The organism is Euzebyella marina (assembly GCF_014855515.1).
GTDB lineage: Bacteria > Bacteroidota > Bacteroidia > Flavobacteriales > Flavobacteriaceae > Euzebyella > Euzebyella marina.
On the sequence record NZ_JACYFK010000007.1, the window covers coordinates 1 to 18,368 of the forward strand.

17 protein-coding genes are annotated in these 18,368 nt (G+C 37.7%); 4 read left to right on the top strand and 13 right to left on the bottom strand.

Annotated features, from left to right (window positions below; translation table 11 throughout):
- The 4 genes from IL356_RS19570 to IL356_RS19585 all read right to left on the bottom strand — a co-directional run.
- Nucleotides 1-259 (bottom strand): type IX secretion system membrane protein PorP/SprF (locus IL356_RS19570; RefSeq protein WP_192466564.1); only part of this gene is annotated, 259 nt, incomplete at its 3' end.
- Between the two features lie 19 nt (nucleotides 260-278).
- Complete coding sequence (locus IL356_RS19575; protein WP_162987870.1) at nucleotides 279-5,039, bottom strand: T9SS type B sorting domain-containing protein; 4,761 nt, start codon at nucleotides 5,037-5,039, stop codon at nucleotides 279-281.
- A gap of 92 nt (nucleotides 5,040-5,131) precedes the next feature.
- Complete coding sequence (locus tag IL356_RS19580; protein WP_121848592.1) at nucleotides 5,132-5,680, bottom strand: DUF4347 domain-containing protein; 549 nt, start codon at nucleotides 5,678-5,680, stop codon at nucleotides 5,132-5,134.
- Between the two features lie 657 nt (nucleotides 5,681-6,337).
- Nucleotides 6,338-6,940, bottom strand: a complete 603-nt coding sequence (locus IL356_RS19585) for a Crp/Fnr family transcriptional regulator (protein ID WP_121848591.1) — start codon at nucleotides 6,938-6,940, stop codon at nucleotides 6,338-6,340.
- Nucleotides 6,941-7,124: 184 nt separating this feature from the next.
- Between IL356_RS19585 and IL356_RS19590 the strand changes: the two genes are divergently transcribed.
- Nucleotides 7,125-7,553: a response regulator gene (locus IL356_RS19590; protein ID WP_162987868.1), complete on the top strand. Its 429-nt coding sequence runs from the start codon at nucleotides 7,125-7,127 to the stop codon at nucleotides 7,551-7,553.
- 102 nt (nucleotides 7,554-7,655) lie between these two features.
- Here IL356_RS19590 and IL356_RS19595 read toward each other — a convergent pair whose 3' ends face one another.
- Nucleotides 7,656-8,513 carry an SDR family oxidoreductase gene (locus tag IL356_RS19595; RefSeq protein WP_121848589.1) on the bottom strand — a complete coding sequence of 286 codons (858 nt, stop codon included), beginning with the start codon at nucleotides 8,511-8,513 and terminating at the stop codon, nucleotides 7,656-7,658.
- A gap of 187 nt (nucleotides 8,514-8,700) precedes the next feature.
- Between IL356_RS19595 and IL356_RS19600 the strand changes: the two genes are divergently transcribed.
- Nucleotides 8,701-9,291 carry a hypothetical protein gene (locus IL356_RS19600; protein WP_121848588.1) on the top strand — a complete coding sequence of 197 codons (591 nt, stop codon included), beginning with the start codon at nucleotides 8,701-8,703 and terminating at the stop codon, nucleotides 9,289-9,291.
- Here the strand turns inward: IL356_RS19600 and IL356_RS19605 are convergent.
- From IL356_RS19605 to IL356_RS19620, 4 genes are all read right to left on the bottom strand, one after another.
- Nucleotides 9,288-9,749 carry a DUF305 domain-containing protein gene (locus IL356_RS19605; RefSeq protein ID WP_192466579.1) on the bottom strand — a complete coding sequence of 154 codons (462 nt, stop codon included), beginning with the start codon at nucleotides 9,747-9,749 and terminating at the stop codon, nucleotides 9,288-9,290. The two genes, IL356_RS19600 and IL356_RS19605, sit on opposite strands and share 4 nt — an antisense overlap.
- Nucleotides 9,750-9,941: 192 nt before the next feature.
- Nucleotides 9,942-12,377 carry a DNA ligase D gene (gene ligD / locus IL356_RS19610; protein ID WP_121848587.1) on the bottom strand — a complete coding sequence of 812 codons (2,436 nt, stop codon included), beginning with the start codon at nucleotides 12,375-12,377 and terminating at the stop codon, nucleotides 9,942-9,944.
- Nucleotides 12,378-12,380: 3 nt separating this feature from the next.
- Nucleotides 12,381-13,154: a non-homologous end joining protein Ku gene (gene ku, locus IL356_RS19615; RefSeq protein WP_121848586.1), complete on the bottom strand. Its 774-nt coding sequence runs from the start codon at nucleotides 13,152-13,154 to the stop codon at nucleotides 12,381-12,383.
- 146 nt (nucleotides 13,155-13,300) lie between these two features.
- On the bottom strand, nucleotides 13,301-13,534 hold the full coding sequence (locus IL356_RS19620) for a hypothetical protein (RefSeq protein WP_192466580.1): 234 nt from the start codon (nucleotides 13,532-13,534) through the stop codon (nucleotides 13,301-13,303).
- Between the two features lie 593 nt (nucleotides 13,535-14,127).
- Here IL356_RS19620 and IL356_RS19625 point away from each other — a divergent pair.
- Nucleotides 14,128-14,385 (top strand): SemiSWEET family sugar transporter, encoded by a 258-nt coding sequence (locus IL356_RS19625; protein WP_121848584.1) that lies wholly within the window; start codon nucleotides 14,128-14,130, stop codon nucleotides 14,383-14,385.
- A gap of 187 nt (nucleotides 14,386-14,572) precedes the next feature.
- Here the strand turns inward: IL356_RS19625 and IL356_RS19630 are convergent, their stop codons facing one another.
- The 3 genes from IL356_RS19630 to IL356_RS19640 all read right to left on the bottom strand — a co-directional run bounded on the left by IL356_RS19630 (nucleotide 14,573) and on the right by IL356_RS19640 (nucleotide 17,005).
- Nucleotides 14,573-15,106 (bottom strand): hypothetical protein, encoded by a 534-nt coding sequence (locus tag IL356_RS19630; protein ID WP_121848583.1) that lies wholly within the window; start codon nucleotides 15,104-15,106, stop codon nucleotides 14,573-14,575.
- Nucleotides 15,107-15,352: 246 nt separating this feature from the next.
- Entirely contained in the window at nucleotides 15,353-15,784 is a 432-nt protein-coding gene (locus IL356_RS19635) for a hypothetical protein (RefSeq protein ID WP_121848582.1), read from the bottom strand.
- A gap of 309 nt (nucleotides 15,785-16,093) precedes the next feature.
- The gene (locus IL356_RS19640) at nucleotides 16,094-17,005 is read right to left on the bottom strand and encodes a diacylglycerol/lipid kinase family protein (protein WP_121848581.1); all 912 of its coding nucleotides are present in this window, start codon (nucleotides 17,003-17,005) and stop codon (nucleotides 16,094-16,096) included.
- Between the two features lie 155 nt (nucleotides 17,006-17,160).
- On the opposite strand from IL356_RS19640, the gene surE reads away from it, so the two are divergent.
- The gene (gene surE, locus IL356_RS19645; RefSeq protein WP_121848580.1) at nucleotides 17,161-17,892 is read left to right on the top strand and encodes a 5'/3'-nucleotidase SurE; all 732 of its coding nucleotides are present in this window, start codon (nucleotides 17,161-17,163) and stop codon (nucleotides 17,890-17,892) included.
- A 10-nt stretch (nucleotides 17,893-17,902) separates the two neighbouring features.
- On the opposite strand, the gene IL356_RS19650 is transcribed toward surE, so the two are convergent.
- Nucleotides 17,903-18,331 carry a response regulator gene (locus IL356_RS19650; protein ID WP_121848579.1) on the bottom strand — a complete coding sequence of 143 codons (429 nt, stop codon included), beginning with the start codon at nucleotides 18,329-18,331 and terminating at the stop codon, nucleotides 17,903-17,905.
- Between the last annotated feature and the right edge of the window lie 37 nt (nucleotides 18,332-18,368).

Sequence of the window (18,368 nt, forward strand, 5' to 3'; positions counted from 1 at the left end):
TAAGTACCGACACTCCCAGGCCTACATTTTTTCCCAAGGATGTACCGAAAATAGCACTTTGGCTTTCCGGAGCGCCTTCTACCCCTGCCCATTGGCTTCGAAGGCCCAAGGCAAATTCCAGGCCGTCGTTACTACCGGCATAGGCAGGGTTCACTACGTTCATATTATAGCGATAGAACGAGTACTGCGGGTCTTGTTGGGCATAAAGGCCTAGGGCCGCCAGAAGCACGCTAAAGATTGTTATTACTATTGTTTTCATTTTTTTTGGCTTGATTAGGTTAATAGTTGATGAATATCCAACCTCTCAACGGAGCTTCGCCATTGCCGAGGTCGATTATGTAGAGATAAGATCCGGAGGGCAGTTTCTCGTTCTTATTCTTAAAGAAACCCTGCCAATCGTTTCGATAGCTCTTTTGGGCAAATACCTCGTGACCGTAACGGTTGTAGATCCTTACGACATTGTTCGGATAGTTTTCGATGCCGGGCACCATCCATGAATCGTTAAGACCATCGTTGTTGGGCGTGAAGGCCTCCGCCGGAACCAGTACCGGTTCACTATCCTGTGGAAAATAATCCTCACTGTCCGGAACCCCGTCATTGTCATCGTCGTCGTCCCTATTGTCGGGAATACCGTCATTGTCATTATCGGCCGGGGTGTCTATCGGGTCGGTACTATCAGTTCCCGACTCGTTTTCCTGTTCGTCAGTATACCCATCCCCATCGTCATCGGTATCGGCATTGTCACCGGTACCATCGCCGTCGGTATCTTTTTGCTCTGTTTCGTCCAGTGGAAAATCGTCCGAGCCGTCCACCACTCCATCATTATCGTCATCCTCGTCCACATTGTCCCCAAGACCATCACCATCGGTATCGACATCCTCTTCACCGTCGTTGTCATCGTCGGTATCCTCATTGTCACCAATGCCATCGCCATCAATATCGGAATACTCATTTGGGTTATGGGGCAGGTCGTCTACATCATCGGGATACCCATCGTTGTCATCATCCGTATCGGTATTGTCGCCAACTCCATCACCATCGGTATCGGTATCTTCGTCGGGATCTAACGGGAAGTCGTCCTCACTGTCCGGGGTTCCGTCACCGTCATCGTCTGTGTCTGCATTGTCCCCAGTTCCGTCACCATCGGAATCGGTATCCTCATTTGGATCTAAAGGGAAGTCGTCCTCACTGTCCGGGGTTCCGTCACCGTCATCATCCGTATCGGCATTGTCACCTGTACCGTCACCATCGGTATCCGTATCCTCAGAATCATCTTTTGGGAAGTCGTCCTCACTGTCCGGGGTTCCGTCACCGTCATCATCCATATCGGCATTGTCACCCGTACCATCACCGTCCGTATCAGTATCTTCGGAATCATCTTTTGGGAAGTCATCTTCGGAATCAGGAGTACCGTCGTTATCATCATCTTCGTCGGCATTGTCTCCGGTTCCGTCACCATCGGTATCAGTATCTTCGTTTGGATCTAATGGGAAGTCGTCCTCTGCATCGGGGGTTCCGTCACCGTCATCATCATTATCAGCATTGTCCCCGGTTCCGTCACCATCGGTATCGGTATCCTCGTTTGGATCTAATGGGAAGTCATCTTCGGAGTCCGGAGTACCGTCACCGTCATCGTCGGTATCGGCATTGTCCCCGGTTCCGTCACCATCTGTATCGGTGTCCTCGTTTGGATTTAATGGGAAGCCGTCCTCATCATCCGGAGTTCCGTCACCGTCATCGTCTGAATCATCATCATTCGGGATTCCATCACCATCGGTATCCTGCGCCGTATTAATAGCTGCAGAATGCGTTGAGCTACTTACGGCATCATCACCATCTTTAACTTTGAAAGTGAATGAGGTATAGTTATCTCCGTATTCACCGGCTGAAGGTGTAAAAACCAATAGGATTACATCATCTATCATATCATTTGCCTGAACGGCAATACCATTGTATTCCAAAGTACCGTTTGAGGGTAGGGTCATCACTTGGATACCATTAAATGTATCTCCTGGGTCTACATCCGTGTAGGTGAAATCACCCGTTTTAAAGGTATAGGAAGCATCCTGAATGGTTTCCAGTGTAATATCCCCACCATCCGGCGCATCGTTTACATTGGTAATGTTCAATGTGACCGTAACGGTTTCCGAAAAGGAAACGGCATCTTCAAAATTATAGGTAAAGCTATCCATTGCGGATTCATCTCCGTCGTGGACATAGGTGAAGGTACCATCGGAATTAAGCGTAAATGAGCTTGCATTTTCAGGTCCATCGATTAAATAATACACCAAATCATCGCCATCCACTTCAATATCGTTTGTGGAAAGGTCTCCGTTCAAAGTTCCATTTTCATCCATTGTGAAGCTGTCGGCCACTGCGATAGGGTCATCATCAATTGGGATAATGGATATTGTTATGGAAGCGGTAACCTTGGTGCCGTTAACATCCAGCTCATAGGTTACGCTATCGGTACCATTTTCGTTCTCATTTGGCGTATAGACAACTTGGTTGCTGCCATTTACGGTTGCATTACCTTTTGTTCCCTGTGCCGTAATGGTAACGGTAGGGGTATTGTTGGTATCGTAAACATCATTATAAAGTACATCGATGGGGTCGGAAACGGTATCCTCATCCAAAATCACCAAATCGTCTTCTGCACTTACAACCAAGGTTATGTCGTAAGGACCAAAGGTTGCTGTGCCCGTATTGCCGGCATTGTCCCTGACCTCGGCATGGATATACCAACCTGTACCTCCAGTGTTGAAAGATGTGGTCTTGGACTGGCTGTTGCTCCATGAACTCCAAGCTGAATTATTTGTTGCAGGTGGAGTTGCACTTTGCACTCTAACAAAGCGTTGCACATCAAAACCACTTCCTCCATTCTCATCGGAGAAAACCAACTGAATGTCATCATCCGTTTCCAAACTCCCGCTGGAGGGAGTAGCAGTGATTGTTGGTGCGATATCATCATCAATAATGGTGAGTGTACGATAAAATGGTTCTGACCAAACACCTGTATCTGTCTGTGTCCTTAAGCTTATTATATAGTCTGCGGTTACATTATTGTAGGATGAAAAATCGGTCATAGGTGTACCTGCATTATAAATCTCCGTGTTGGTTGCATTTCCATCGGAATCGTAAGTACGTTGGGTCACAATCCATTCTTGTGTGGATAAAGTCCTTCCGTAAGGGTCTACTGAATTATCCTCAATCGCAATCGTCATGTCGCCAGAGTAGGTATTCAATTGATCAGGTAATATGTTGAACTGTGCAATGGGCAAATCGGTTTCACCTCCAGAACCTGCAGTTTTTTCCACATAGATACTTGAAGGACTACTCCAAGTTCCTTGATGATCTTGAACTCTGAGCATTACAAGGTATTCTCCGTCAGCTACGCTATTTTTATCGAACTGGCCATTTACCCAGTCGTTGGTAGATGCCGCATCCACGGATTTCCACTTCCACTCTGATTGGGCAATACCATCATTCGCTCCGCCATCTAGATCGTAAGAGGTGTTGTTGATAAAACCAGTATCGGCACTATATGTAAAACTGGCCACTGGTTTTCTATGGAAATATAGCGTGGTCGGAGCTGTTGGCATATCTTCAAAAGTGAAGGTATATCGACCTGTTTTCTCGTAGTACTCCGGTACATCCTCCAAATAGAGTCCATCCCAAGATACCTTGCCCGTGTTGTTGTCAAAATGGGTCTCATCATGGGTGATTTTCCATCGCCCCGAAGGATAACTGGCATTTGCTGTGTTGGATTTTAACTGTGAAGGATCTACATCGATCTCAACCGAGGTTCCAGCAATAAAATATTCCCCGGCGGTTACTGTTCCGAATTGATATTGTTCATAAATGTAATGGGACATATCATCTATCCAGGTGGACCAGCTTCCAGCATCTCGGTTTACAAAGATACCTTGATCATTGTTCTGTTGAATGAACCTGTCAAATTGGGCTTGGTTGGCATTGGTTCCCCAGCCGATGTAGTGGATATCCTCGTTGATGGTTCGCATCAATATTTCCGAAAGATCTTTGTCGTTGTCAAAATCTGCCACTTCAAGGTCGTCCAAGTTTACGTTAAAACGTAGGGCACTGTTTCTCCACTGCGGTTCGCGCAATACATCTTTAAAGGCACGTAGTTCCAATTTTTCAATATTGATATCCTTGAAATAGGCATTTTGCTGTTCATGGACATAGAAACCATAGCTACCTGAGGAAAAGGTATTATCGGTAATATCGAAGGCTTCGATCCAATCCGTGCCAGCATCGCCTCCGCCACCTCTTCTGGAGATGGTGATATCATCACCGGACATTTCAATTTTAAAATCGATTTCCTGTCCATTATAGAAAGCCGAGAACATATCGGCCCTAGCGGCATCCCAGCCATAGGTTGCCGTACCTGTTCTTCCACTATTAGTGTTCACTGCCAAAATGGTAGTTACACCGTTTTCCCTTTTGAGAATGGCTTCCGCAGGGTAACCATCACCCGGAGCATAGTTCATTAAGTTACCACAGGCTGTATGGTTGTCGATGATATAGGCGTAGAAATTATTGTTATCCACTTTTTTAAAGATGAATCCAACCTCGGCGTGGGTGTAAGGTGCACCGGAAAGACCAAAGGTCGCTGAAATGGTACCATCGGAAACATCTCCTGTAGGATCATACATGGCAACACCGTAGTTGCCGGAGTTCCTTGCGACAGGATCGGCCAGTATTTGGTTGGTATTGGAATCAAAGGAGAAATAGGAACCCGAGTAAGTTCCACCACCTGCACTACCTAGGTAGTTGTGTGAGTTTGGTGGTTCTGCCCCGTTAAAATCCATAACATTCCAGCTGTTGAAAATATCACTGGCATCCGCTTGATCAGAGGAAATAGAGCTTCTTTGAAAAGCTTCAACACGTAGTTTACCCAAAGGGATTCCCTTGGCGTACATGGCTTGCTCAAGATCGGTCTCAAATGTCGATAAATCTAAATTGGCAGACCCCACAGTCACCATTACGTCTACATTTGGACCTTGTTGGACTGTCATATCTACAGTTTGGGCCTTGAGGTTACCAAAAATTAGCAAAAATATGGTGAATGTAATTGTGGTTTGTAGTATTTGCTTCATAGTAGGTTGTGCTATTTAAATATTGAACTGCTAATGGGTTGGTTCATTGTCTTATAATCAAAACTGAAATTGGAATCAAATACCGATGTACAGTTTGTAGCAGTTGCAATGTTGAAATAGGACATAGCACTGATCTGCTTTATTAATGCCAATCCGTCCGCATTAGATCCCAGATTGCAGTCATAAACCAAAAGTTGAATGTTTGTACCTTGATAGACACCTTCTAACATAGAAAGTTCAAATTCTTGGTCGATCCTTTCTGAATCATATGCGATTCCACCCAATTGCAGTGCATTATTGCTTGTGTCTGCAAACAAATGAATGGTTTTTACTGTTGTGTTGTCTTCAAGGAAATGGCGCACCGTTTTCCACGGATTTTCTGAATGCCCCACTTCAATTACAGTTGTGCTTTGAGGCAATTGCTCTAGAACGATTGATTTCTGTGTATACTCAGAATCAATGACCACGACCTCATCGGTCTGTGCCCATGATATGCTAAAGACCATACAGAAAAAGAGCAGTGAACTCATTAATTTTTTTTGGTTGCTTTTTGTTTTCATTTAAGAGAGGGTTTGGATATATATGTTATTTTTATAGTTGTGTTCAGATTTGGAAAAGGACAAAAAAATCCCTGGCCGTTTATGAACAGCTTTTTTCTGTGAGCAGCACAAGACCGATCAGCAGTGAATAAAATTTTAGATTAATCGCGGATTTGGGAAATATTGCAGTTCTATGTCATAGGTAGGGAAGGTTAAATATTTTTTGAAACTCTTTTTTCGGTTTCTTACAATTCAAATTTGAATTCTTTCATTTTAAAACTTGAACTTCCTACAAACGGAAGGTATTTCTTGCTTATTATAAAAAATCGCTCGCGAAATTGACAATAATCAATTGGAATTGATTCTCTACAAAACTTAAAAGTGCAATTAGTTGTTTATCTTTAATTTAAATAAAGAAGCACAAATGATTTTTTTTTATAAAAAACTTCGACCGATTCGGATTTTTAGGAAAACGCATCCATATACCCCTTATTACATAGCTAATAACGGGAACTTGACAAATATCAATTTTGAGTTATTTCCTAAATGAGAAGGAGAGTGGCTAATATAAGCCAGAAGTAGACTGAGAAATTACAACTGATGGATTATCAATAATTTAAAAATAAAATTTGCCAATTACTCTTAGGCAGAAGATATTTCGTCGATTCTCAAAAAAATTCAATTGGGACTATACTTACTTAACAAACGGCTTAAGGTTTCAGGTCTCATGGATAGAAATGATGCAAGATATTTTTTGGGAATTCGTTCGGTAATTTGATTCTTACTATGCTCTATGAAATAATTAAGACGGTTGGCAGCATTGGGAATTCTAGCCAAGTAGACCCGATGTTCTGAAAGCATATAATACTCCTCCAACATAATTCTACCTATATGGTTCATTTCAGGAAAATGGTTGACGCAATATTGATAGTCTTGGTATTCTAAGTAATCACAATAAGTATCCTCAATACTCTGTATATACTCGTTCGCTACTTTATTTCTAAAAAACCCTGTTATCGAGGTAAAGACTTCATTCTCGCTATCGATCCATGTGGTTATTTCTGAGTCTCCACTTTTGAAAAAGCCTCGTACCATACCCTCTTTTAGAAAATATAAACGATTACACTTCTCCCCTGCCCTACAAATTATTTCATTCCTTTTAAAATGGCAACTTTGAATTTTTGAACTCAAAAAAGTTTTTAAATCTTTCCCCATAGGATAAATAGAGTTAAGGAAAATGATTATATATAAATTTCTTTCAGAAATTGGCTCTGTAGTCATGCTATTTTAATGAAATAAATATTGGAAGAACTAATTTTAAAGTAAATTGATTATATGCAGATGCACTCTCATAAAGATTTTTAGAATTGTAAGAAATGTCTTAAATTAAATCTCAAGAAGTCAAGATAAAAAGATTTTATTAATTTACCCTTGGCAGCGAACTGCTAAAAATTAAATCTCAAAGGTGGATAAAATTTTAGTGTATTTGGCAGATGACGATTTTGATGACCGCGAGCTTTTCGTTGACGCCTTGTCAGAATTGCCATTGTCTACCGAAATACTACAATTTTCAAATGGTATAGAGTTGATGGATTGTTTATTTACCAATAAAACTTTACCACACATAATATTTTTGGACTTATTTATGCCATACATGGATGGTTTCGATTGTTTACTGGATATTCGAAATTTTACCAAGTTTAAGAATATTAAAATAGTCGTTTATTCATCGGTATTTCAAGAAAGAGAAGTGCGACAGTTAAGGGAAGATGGGGCAAATGGCTACATTCAAAAACCTAACTCATATATTGTCTTAAAGAATTTAATCTATAAAGCGATTCACTCCCTATCCTCCCAACCCAATGAATCCTCTCATTTCGAAATCTTAATCTAATACCATAAAAATGAGAAAGTATTTTTCTATTGGTACTGTCCACAACGTATTCAACTCATATATAAAAGATTTCAAATCTTATATATCTTCAAATCTTAGAAATCAACCTCCAATAACCTCTCCGCCATTTATGTGTAACACTTGGCCAGTCATGTAACTACTATCTTGCGATGCCAAATAAACATATGCTGGTCCTACTTCCGCTGGCTGACCGGGTCTGCCCAATGGCACATCTTTACCAAAATTGGCTAGTTGGTCGCCCTCAAAGGTTGCAGGTATCAAAGGAGTCCAAATTGGCCCTGGGGCTATCGCATTTACCCTTACATTTTTATCGGCCAAAGATGTTGATAGACTTCTGGTAAATGAAACTATCGCTCCTTTTGTACTGGCATAATCAATAAGATGTTCAGATCCGCGATAAGCTGTTACTGAAGTAGTATTAATAATTGAATCCCCGCTTTTCAAATGTTCGAGAACCGCTTGAGTCATATAAAAATAAGAATAGATGTTAGTCTCAAATGTGGTTTTCATATTGTCGATTGATATATTGCGCAAATCTTTTTCGGGAAATTGCATGGCAGCATTGTTGACCAAGATATTGATTGAACCAAAATGCTCCAACGTTTGTTGAATTGCTTGATTACAGAATTCTTTCCTTTTAATATCACCTTGAATCAAGAGACATTCTGTTCCTTCCTCTTCAATTTCTTGTTGTGTCGCATGCGCATCAGTATCTTCATTTAGATAAACGATTGCTACTTTCGCCCCCTCTCGCGCGAAATGTAGAGCAACACTTTTGCCTATACCGCTATCACCTCCAGTAATCAAGGCCACCTTATCCTTTAATTTTCCGCAACCCTTATAGTCTTCACGAATGGACACTGGTTGTGGATGCATTTGCTTCTCAACACCCGGTTGACTTGACTGATGTTCACTTTTTTCTATAGTTATATTCTCCATTGTACATAGTTTTAGATTTATTTAAAACTAATGTTAGTATTGAGCTTTGATTAACGCAATTATGTTATTTGTTGACGCTATATCATTGGTATTTGGAAAAAATGATTGAATCAAGACATTCCTCTATAGCATCAAAAATTGTAGCGTCCCTTTACGAAATTTGAAAGTTCTCAAATTATTACACAACATGGAAACTAGGGAAATTCGGTGGTTCAGTACGGAGCCATTTAACAAGATAGAGACCACTTTTAATCGACTTTTTGCAGGCTCCATAATTGAAGAACCTGAGAGATTAGATACTTATCTCTATACTTCATGCAATGAAGTGAATATTAAGATTCGTGATGGGCAATTGGATATTAAAAAACGGACATCAGAACCCAAATCGCGAATTAAAATAGGCTCTAACGGTGGATATGCAGAAAAATGGATAAAATGGTCTATTGATAACCCTTTACATGTCCGTCCATCCGAACATTGGTATGAAGTCCGTAAGCAAAGGAAATTGGTGTTCTTGGATGAGCACAATAAGATTATGTCCTATAAAGAAGATGATAGTAAGCCCATTGGGCTTCAGATAGAACTTACCAATTTATGTGTTGACGAAAAAACATTTCATTCAATTGCGTTGGAATGGACCAGTAAAGAATATAATCAAAATGACGAAATACTTGAAAATTTATTAAAGGATTCCGAATTGAAATTACTTCAGTCGATGGGCTATCCGGAATATTTATCCACCATAGTAAACAAACCTTTAGCCCTTCTAGAATTTTAATGTTCCCGTTTTTCAAGTCTCTCAATCATGGATTTCATTTCTGCAATTTCCTTTCGTTGAGCTTCAATAATGTCGTCCGCCAATCTTTTGACCTCCGGATCAGTAATATTAGCCCTTTCACTTGTCAATATGGCTATGGAATGATGTGGAATCATCGCTTTCATCCATTTAACATCATTAATCGGTTTTTGATAGCGCACTAGGTACGTTGCTAGCCCCATGATTAATAGGCTCAAACCTACAATTAGGCTATTCTTCCGACGAGAAGGATACATATCTCTCATAAAGAAATACATAATTAATGACATTCCGGAAACACCAATTATTGTCATGTACATGCGTGTCCAGCTAAAGAACACGTGGCTAAGTTCATAGGTATTGAAATACATCGTGACATACATAGATATTCCAGAGCACACGAGCATCATCAAAAAATTTAAATATTTATCTAACTTCATAGTACTTGTTTTATGTGGAAAGACAATAAATCTAGAGAAAACATAAAATTTTAAATGATTCAAAAAAGGTAGAGTTTAATTCAATTTGAAGACACTGCCTAAAAATGGGGTTGTTTACCTCTAAGGAAAGAAGCAACAATTAAATTAAAATTAATTATCATCTTGAAATATTCGAAAAGCTACCTTTACTGGCTACAGTAATTTTTCTAATTCCTCCAAAGAATCCTCAAGATTAGACTTTTCGAATAGCATAGGGCTAAAGACATCCCCCACATCAAGAATCCTTTGTTGTATATCATTTAAGGTAAAATATTGCGCACTGTCAATATGTCCCAATTCTTCCAACAGAAAAGGGGTCGAAATTGGCGCCTTCGGTAGTGGTCTAATAGAGTAGGTAGAAGCAACTGTTTGACCCCGCCTGTTCTGAAGATAATCCAAATAAATTTTCCCATTTCTCTTTTTGATGGTACGTTGCAAAGTAGTTAATTCAGGTAATCTCTTTTCAACAACTATACAAATCAGTTTAATAAAATCACGTACCTCCTCATAGCTATATTCCGCCCCCATTGGAATATACACATGAATTCCTTTAGAACCAGATAGTTTATAATATGATTTTAGTTGTAATTCATTCAATAACTCAGCCAAAACTTTAGTAACTATAATAATGTCGCTGAATGATTTGGTTACTGGAGGGTCTAAATCAATAATGGCATAATCGGGTTTTTCTAGACTATATTTTCTGGAATTCCAAGGATTTATCTCGATGCACCCTAAGTTAGCCATGTAAAGTAATGTCGCTGCATTTTGACAAAGCAGATAATTAATTTCCCTATCACTTGATTTCGAATAGATATTCAAGCTTCCAGCCCATTCGGGTAAGAAATCAACGTCCTTCTGATAAAAGCCTTCATTTTCAATTCCTTCGGGAAATCTATGTAAACTTTGAGGCCTATCCTTTAGGTATGGAATTATATAATCGGAGATACTTAAATAGTAATCTATTAGATGGTATTTACTTTTTTTGGATTCCTTCCAAAGTATTTTGTCCAAATTTGAAATAGGTACTTTGAATCCATCAACATCGACGTACTCTTTTATACTGCCTCCTCTTGGAATTGGTTCATCCCGATTTATTAAAGAGTTATCGTGATCAATTGAATCTATAACGGGCTCTTCCCAATTCACCACTCTTTTAAAGACGGGTTGTCTCAAAAGGTTGTTTTTTGTCTTTTCTCTGAAATTGACTTCGCAAACCAACTTGGGACGAAGCCAAATCACTTTTTTTCCCTTTAATTTTATGGAGCTTTTAAATGGCGAATTTAATGTTTCAAACGAAGACATAATTCTTTTCAAATCATATTTCAGATCACTTCCAAAGCCCACACCGCAATTACCTATGTAAATAAGATTTCCATTAGCCTCTTTTTTCCCAAGTATTATTGAACTAAATGTCTCTCCTTGATCAGCAACAACATACCCACATATGATAGCGTCAATACTGTTACTTAACTTAATTTTCAACCAGTTCTCCGATCTTGTGCCTATCGCATAGTGGGAGTAAATTTCCTTTGCGATTATACCCTCCATTCCTGATTTTTTAGCCATCTCCAACAATGTCGTACCCATACCTTCAATATGGTCGCAAAATCTGGTAATGGATAAGTCTTCTAATACATTTGGAATTAAACTTTTTCGATCCAATAAAGGCAGATTGAGCATACTATGACCATTTAAATAGATCATATCAAATACATAATATCTCAAGATACCGCCGGAATCAGGGTAGTTATGCAATTCTCCGAATTGAGAAATCCCTTGTTCATTTAGTATAACAACCTCCCCATCCAAAATTACATCGTTATCCAGAGATTTAAGCTCATCAACCAGAATCGGAAATTTGCTATTATAACTAACGCCATTTCTCGACTGCAACAAAACACCCTTATCGGAAATATGGGCTATTAATCTATAACCATCCCATTTTAATTCATAAATCCAGTTGGGGTCATTAAAAACCTTATCTCTAACAGTTGCTAGCATGGGAGAAAGAATTAATCCTGGCCTTAGATTCTTGGGATAAGTAAAGTTTTCCGTACCATCTGTAAAGGACTCGGCATCATATAAACCATTAACGGCAAATTCATCCTTTTTTTTAATCATAAGCCATTGTTCTTTTCCAGATTTCCATCCAGTTCGAACCAATGAATAATTTCCCTTAATATTTTGCCCATTAAAGAACAATTTTAAATTTCCTTGTTTAAGGGAAATTGAAATTTCAGAGACGTTGTTCATTCCATCTACCGTGTAGATTCCAAAATCCCAAATCTCCATTTCTCCAGCACCGTAATTCCCTTTGGGAATAGTACCCTCAAAATTCAGATACGAGACCGGATGGTCTTCCGTCCGCACCGCTAATCGTTTATCAGCAGGATTCAAAGAAGGACCTTTCGGAATGGCCCAACTCTTCAGAACACCGTCTATTTCTAACCTTAAATCATAGTGTAATTTTCTAGAAGAATGTCTTTGTATAACAAATCGATTATTACCGCCAATTGGGGAAATTTTACCAATGGGTTCCGAAGTTGTTGAAAATTCTCGTTTACTATTATATTCGTCTAAGCTCACAGTCTAGGATGCCTTTTTCTTTCTTTTTTCCAAACTAGCTTTAAGTTGTGCCATTAAGTCTTTGGCTTCAGTAGGCTTCGACTCAAAAGTTTCCCGTTTTATTTGAGAACCTTTAGCTTTCGATTCAATTATCTTTAAAAGTTGCTCATTATACACATCCTTAAACTTCTTAAAATCGAATTTCTCAGTATACTGTTCTATTAATGAATGTGCCATATCTAGCTCTTTCTTACTTACTTTTAATTGTGGTAAATCGAGTTCATCAGTATTTCTAATCTCATCTTCAAATCGGATTACATGAAGAACCAATGCATCTTTGTAATTACCAATTAGAGAGAGATGTTCCTTCTGCCTCATAACGAATGTTGCCACACCTAGCTTTTTCTTATCCTTCAATGCTTTCCTTAACAAGGCATATGCCTTCTCACCTCCTTTTTGAGGCTGAATAAAATATGGTTTTTTAAATAGGACATCTGCCACTTCATTTTCCAATACAAATTGCTCAATATCAATAGTTTTACTTTTTTTCATATTGGCATTCTCAAAATCTTCCTTTTCTAAAATAATGTACTTATCATTCTTCTTATATCCTTTGACAATATCTTTCCATTCGACTTCTTTACCAGTTTTCTCATTAATGCGTTTGTAACGAATACGAGAGCCATCATGGCTATCTAACATATCGAGCTCCAAGGCACGCTCTTCCGACCCCGAATAAAGCTTAATTGGTATGGTAACTAGACCAAAATTTATAGAGCCATTCCAAATTGATCTCATGGAAATTAGATTAAATGAAGAATTTAATTTTTTTATATATTAAAAAGTAGTGTTCACTATTAACTCTTAGTATTCGATTGAAATATAATTCTAAAATAACTCTGTAATGAATTCAAAAAGAGACAATTTTAATCCGGTCAAAATGACTAAGAAAACATTGAAAAGATGGAATAGTTTACCAACCCAAATACCACATGGGCACCGATCAGCTGCATATAAAACGTTGAAAGCTTAGTGCCCTTAGGTTTGCCATAAGAGCTTATCATGGCACACCACCCTACCACACCGATTAAACCTGCCAATAATCCAAAGATACCTCCCATTAATAACGTCTTTGGCAATGTATGGCATAGATATAAAAAATGAAGTCCGAGTGACATGAAAAAACCTATTAGAAAATGAATTAACCATCCCCTATAGTTATTATCATTTAGCGATGTATTCCCATCGTGGTTATTTGAAAAGAGCCGATTAAGAAGATGAGCTTCATTTAGCTTCAACTCCACTAAGAATTCAAGGAGTTGGCTATAAAGAGTCATAATAGCGGTACCAGTAATTGCCGCTAACAGAGTAACAGTCAATTCCATAAGATATTATGAATTTTACAAAACAAAAATAAAGATGTTGATAAAAGAGAATTATTTCTATTGAGAATTAAATTGATTTAGAAAATATCAAATTACTAAAAATTCTTCTTATGATTCATAGGGAATATTTTGCAAATGCTAGATAGGGCATTGGTAATTTAGCGTAATTAATAAACATGATTAGCAAAGTCAATATTTGTACGGATACGATTACCTAGCCAATTGCAAGCCTTTTACTTTTAGAAGAAAATTGTAATCATGGCCTTATTCAATAGTCCAAAAAAACAAAATCTGATAATTATGAGCATTATAGCCCTTATAATATTAATAATTATTTCAATGACCTTAATGTCTTAAACTGATGAGCACTACTAAAACTTTTTAGGATGACGGAAACCATCGGTATTATGGCAGGAATCTTCACAACCATTGCTGCGATTCCTCAAATTGTGCGGGCCATAAAAAATAGAGGAGTAAAAGATGTTTCGCCCTTCATGTTTATAATATTGATAATTGGTGTTAGCCTATGGACTTGGTATGGTTTTTTAAAGAATGACCTACCGATAATAATTACGAATGGAATAAGTACTTTATTTAATGCAATTATGCTCCTTTTAATTATTAAATATAGAGATATAAAGTAATTAAAATGACTCTAGTTCGGACCTATATAATTTAAATTCATTCAAGTGCTCCCAAATTTCATTTACTAGTATTAATAGACAGAGAATAACACTTTGGACAGCATGAATAGACTCTGTAAGTAAATGAAATAGGGACATGTTAATGGGAATTCAGCTAATGCGATATTGAAAAAATCATTGTGAAACTTCAACTATTTTTTTCGTCGTCGTTCATTGCCAAAGGGTGGTCTTGCATTCCGAGTCCAACGATTTTAATAATATTTACAACCGTATTTTTAAGCATGAGAACTACCACGATGAGTGCACCACTCAATATGGCACTTACACCTAATGTAATGTAGTAAATGATGGTAAACCACTCCGGCGGTATGCTATCTGACTCGGTTATAGGCAAATTAAAAATCAAAAAAGAAAGTAATGAAACAATAAATATTACCGTATCAAGCTGAGCAATTTGCATCACATGCAAATAATGATCCTTTTTTAGCTTTGAATTACTGGTAGAGCTAAGTCCCAATAAAGTTAAAAGTAAGGCCAGTATACTAGCCGAGGCCAGGACGATTGTATTGCATAATACATTAAGTCCTGAGAGAGAATTCTTGATTAAAACTTTTGCCTCATACCCGCTCAGCTTACCTAATAAAAAAGTTCCACTCAATAAGAATAATATTGCAAAGACTCCTCCCCATATAGCCTTCTTGGTTGATGTTGAAATATACATGACATTTTGATTTAAAGAGCGGTACTCCTAACCGTACCGCCCTTTCAACATAGTGATAATTAACAGCTTACTAAGATTATTTTATTCTAAAATCTATTTTTCTTTAAGAGTCCAAATACGACCTACTTTTGCGCCGAGATAATTTATTGTATTAGAATATAACAAAACCTTTTCTGGCAGGGTAACAGAATTTGCTAGTATTGGGTCATCCCCGTTTGGTATTTCACTCATGGTTTTCGCTATTGTTTAACATAATTCACTGTATTCATGCAACACTTCAAGAATATTTATATTCTTACGTAAGGTCAAAATTCGATTTTTTATTAAAATTGATAGAGCAATCGGGAGGTTAGGGCTTTCGATTAAAGCGATATAATTATCCAAATTTTCCAAGTAATAATTGAGGCAATCGGAGATTATTTTTTCAGATTGTTTGGCGTGATAAGTTTTATGGACCCTATCAGTACTTGGTATATTTAAGTAAAAATCTCTTCCCAAAAAGCTCTCGATAATTGCTTTAAGTTCTCTGTTGTGCAATTTTAATTCATTCAACGATTTTAGAAAAAATGACTTGATTTTCGAGGAACTGAGCTTCATGTAAGCATTATGAATCAACTGTTCTAAAATCGAATTACTAACGACCACAACTCGAATCTTATCCTTTAAATCTAAATCCATCGAAACGACAGTATTATAAAATCAAATTTACATTGCACCTCAATATCCGATTAATTCAAATAATCAGAAAATTATCTTTTAAGGTTTTACATGTTTCCTAGAAAAATGTTTTAGAACCATATCTTAAGTTAATTTTCTATATCAAGAGGAACGTTTGAAAAACGAAGAAACCGCTGCCTAGCGATCAATCAACTACAACTTTAAAGTTCATGTAAACTGGGTTAAGGCCCGATATTACTAAATAATTGATCAATTCAGTCTACGAAAAGTTCACTAAATAAGTTCTCTCCGTGATATGTTTAACACGTATCAACATCTAAATTCCTCTAAGTCCGTGGGGAAGACTTTGAGCCCTTTATTCTCAAGCTTTAACTCCAAATTTTGTCTTGACTCTGAATAGAAGATTTCATCATCTATATGTATTAGTTCATTCTCGAAGGAAATATTTACTTTAGAAACTTTACAAAAAGTCGAGAAAAGACTTAAATCAGAATTACTGGTACTTCCATTTAATAATTTTTTTAAATAATCAACAAAAAAACTCCGTTGATCAATGGTGATCATCAATAAATCTAAAAATCCATCCCTTGTATTTCCCTCGGAGGGAATTGGGATTTGGGGGCCCAAAAAATGAATATTCATCACTTCGACTAACATAAAGTTTCCTTGGAATGTACCTGAATCTGTCACTATATTTAATTGAACACCCTCAAACCTCCCGACTAAATCGATTATAGATTGAAGGGCATAGTTAATTTTGTCCTTAGTTGTATGAAATTTTTCTGGGGCATTCTGCATTTCTTGGATTAGATGCGGGAAGATCCCCAAACCCATACCTTCAAAAAAATTTAATTTTGTAGCATGTCCATTTATAATCCCAAAGTCAAAATTGGTATCATTCTTATTTCTCTCTTGCAACCTATTTAGCCTCAGCGAATGATATATATTGTTAGCGGTACCAAGTGGCAGTATTTCAATTTCGGGTCTCTTATCTTTTTCAATTTCAAGAATTCTGTTCATTACTTTCGTTACTGTACCATCACCGCCTGCTATGAAAAGTTTAATACCAGGTTTAGGAGAAAATTTTCTCCATGCATCCTCATCCTTTGTAGAGGTATAGGTTACCGAATAATCATAGGACGTCATTAGATTTATAATGAATTTTTTGTTGTGCAATCCACAGCCCGCAGTAGGATTGTGCACAATTTGAGCATACTTCATTTTGAGCTGTCATTATATGTTTTACCCTATAAATTTCAGTTTATTATGCTTTTAATACTACCTCATTTAAAACAAAAATTTCTCCTTTCAAGTCAATTTTATGGAAGCATAAGGTTTTAATATTATGTATTTTACAATTGCAAAAATTCGATATAATGAAAATATTAGTAACAAATGATGATGGAATCTACAGTCCAGGAATCTTCAGTCTTGCTCAGGTAGCTGCTGAATTTGGCGAGGTGTTGGTGATGGCTCCGGATGTGGAACAATCATCCATGGGACAGGCCATTACTTCTGGCCGACCCATTACTTATAAAAAATCTCCAATCCATTTTGAAGGTATTGAGGCTTACCGAGTCGCGGGCACACCAGCTGACTGTGTAGCTTTAGGCTTGCATTTATTCGAAAGTATAGATTTAGTACTTTCAGGAATAAACATTGGCGCCAACTTAGGAAATTCAGCATGGCATTCAGGAACTTTATCTGCAGCCCGGCAAGCAGTACTTTTTGGAGTAAGGGGCATAGCGTTAAGTGTTTCAGTAGGGAACGATGAACCTGATTTTACTCTTTTAGAACCATTCGTTAAAAAGGCATTGAATGAGGTGATTACCGAAGAACATAAGTTATTAAATATTAATTTTCCGCAGCACCCCACTGGGGATATAGATTGGACCTCTCAATCAGTGAGACAATATGACGGAAGAATTTTGGCCAACGAGAATCCTATGGGAAAGGAGCACTTTTGGTTTACTGTTGTGCCAATAGAACCGGAAGAAAGAGATTCAGACAGGTGGGCGGTAAAGCATGGAAAGACGAGTATTACGCCGATGGTCTTAAATTTGACAGATCAAAATTACTTAAATAAAAAGCATGTTAAGAATAGCTAATTACAGTGCCTTAATTATTTCCCGTCATCGATGCCGCCCTCTCTTCTAAGCCATGTATGGCCCACAACACCTTTTCATGTAACTCATTCATTGAGGTAGGTTTTGTTAGAAAATATGAAGCTCCAGAAGTTATGACTTCCTCTTTGTCTGTAAGATTGGAAGAGGTGGTTAAAATTACCACGGGTATATGCTTATAGGCTGAATTACTTTTTAGAATTTTCAAACAGGATTTACCGTCCATTTTGGGCATATTCAAGTCCATAAAAATGATGTCTGGAACTATTGTACTATTTGAGTCTAAAAGCTCTAATGCCTCTTTTCCGTTGTTGGCCGTATAACAGGCAGCAGAGGGGTCAATTACTTCCATAACCTCGCAGAAGAAATCAAGATCATCCATATCATCGTCTACTAATAAGTATTTTGAAAATATCCCCATCATCTAAAATTTAATTATTTATTGTAATTTAAGCATTTCG